Source organism: Microbispora sp. NPDC049633, assembly GCF_040675265.1.
Classification (GTDB): domain Bacteria; phylum Actinomycetota; class Actinomycetes; order Streptosporangiales; family Streptosporangiaceae; genus Microbispora; species Microbispora maris.
The window spans coordinates 1-1,501 of sequence record NZ_JBFAOO010000414.1; the positions used below are offsets into that span (position 1 = coordinate 1).

Below are 1,501 nucleotides of genomic sequence, written 5' to 3' on the forward strand. Positions count from 1 at the left end.
ACTACGAGGACGGCGACCGCAACTACGCGTTCGTCACCGTCTACAACGGTGTCCAGGTCACCGACGTGGCCGTCGACAAGGTCAAGAACTGGGTGAACAACCGCCGGTACGAGACCAAGGCGGACGCGGAGAAGGCCCGCAAGGACCTCGAGCTCAAGACCACCGGCTGGGCCGGCGAGATCAAGCCCGTCGTGGACCGCTGGCACCTGGCCCAGAAGGGCGAGGAGTCCGTCAAGGGCTTCGTCAGCTGGGACGACTTCTGCAAGCTGACCGGCTGGGCGAAGGAGAACACCGAGGCGCTCGTCCGCGGTGAGAGCACCGACGTCAAGCTGGGCAAGCGGGCCGGTTTCACCATCACCCGCGTCAGCAAGCAGGAGTACGGCAACGGCGGCTTCTCGTCGGACGGCAAGTCCTTCTACTTCACGAAGGACAACGCCTGGTACAAGGCTCAGTTCTGGGTCCTGTTCGACGTCGACTACATCCTCAAGGGCAAGATCGTCGACATCGCCCTCAAGGACGTCGGCACCCTCGGCGCCAACGTCGGTGGTCAGGGCCTGGCCTACAACCAGAAGATCGGCACCTCGGTGTTCGTCTTCGGTTACCCGAGCGGGTCGCACCCGGACGGCAACTACGCCTTCACCGGCAAGACCCTCAAGTGGGCCTACGGCAAGACCTTCAAGGCCGCTGCCCCGGCCATGAAGGCCGAGGAGCTCGTCGGCATCAAGTCCTCTTTCACCGGCGAGGGCTCGATCGGTTCGTCCTGGCTGTACCGCTACAGCAGCACCAAGCGTCTCGGTTACCTGAACGGTGTGACCATCGCGGTCTCCGACACCGACGGCAACAAGCGCATCGACACCAGCGTCTCCCCGTACTTCGACGGTGAGACCCTGGCCGTCTACCAGTACGCCGCGAAGTTCGCTTCCGGCAAGATCGTCTGAGACTCACTCTGACGCTCTAACTGGACCAAAGGAAAGGGCCCGGCCTCCGGCCGGGCCCTTTTCGCGTGTCCGGACAGTCTCCGCGAGCCGCGTCCCGAACAGCGATGTCCGAGCGGAGCCGGTGAAGCTGTGCGCGATAGCGGCGGTTCCCGCTCCCGATCGTGACGCATCGGCCCGAGCGGAGGTGATCGAGGGCCTAGGAAGAGTGACCGTTTTGACGGCATTGGGACCCTTCCCGGTTTCATCGCAAACTGTGATTTGTGTCACATCTGGCGCGTACCGTTCCATCACCCAAGGTGATCACGTCTGGAACGGGCCATAGATGATCAGCCAAAACGTTCCACAGGCCCTTGCACGCGGCGGTGGCGCGAGCCTGGTGACCGTAGATCGAAGGCCACGGAACCACTTACACCACCCTTATTCCTCCTATACCTTTCTCCTCGTTCCTTCACTGACGCATGGGGCGCAAGTGACGTCCCACGACAGACCAGGGAGAAATCCATGAAGCGCACTCTCGCCCTCGGCGGGGTCGTGGCGGGCCTGCTGGCCGCTGCCGCCGTCGC

At 63.4% G+C, this 1,501-nt stretch carries 1 pseudogene; it reads left to right on the plus strand.

The features are described from left to right. A pseudogene (locus AB0J39_RS39505) lies at positions 1–938 on the plus strand (hypothetical protein); the annotation flags it as partial. Between the last annotated feature and the right edge of the window lie 563 nt (positions 939–1,501).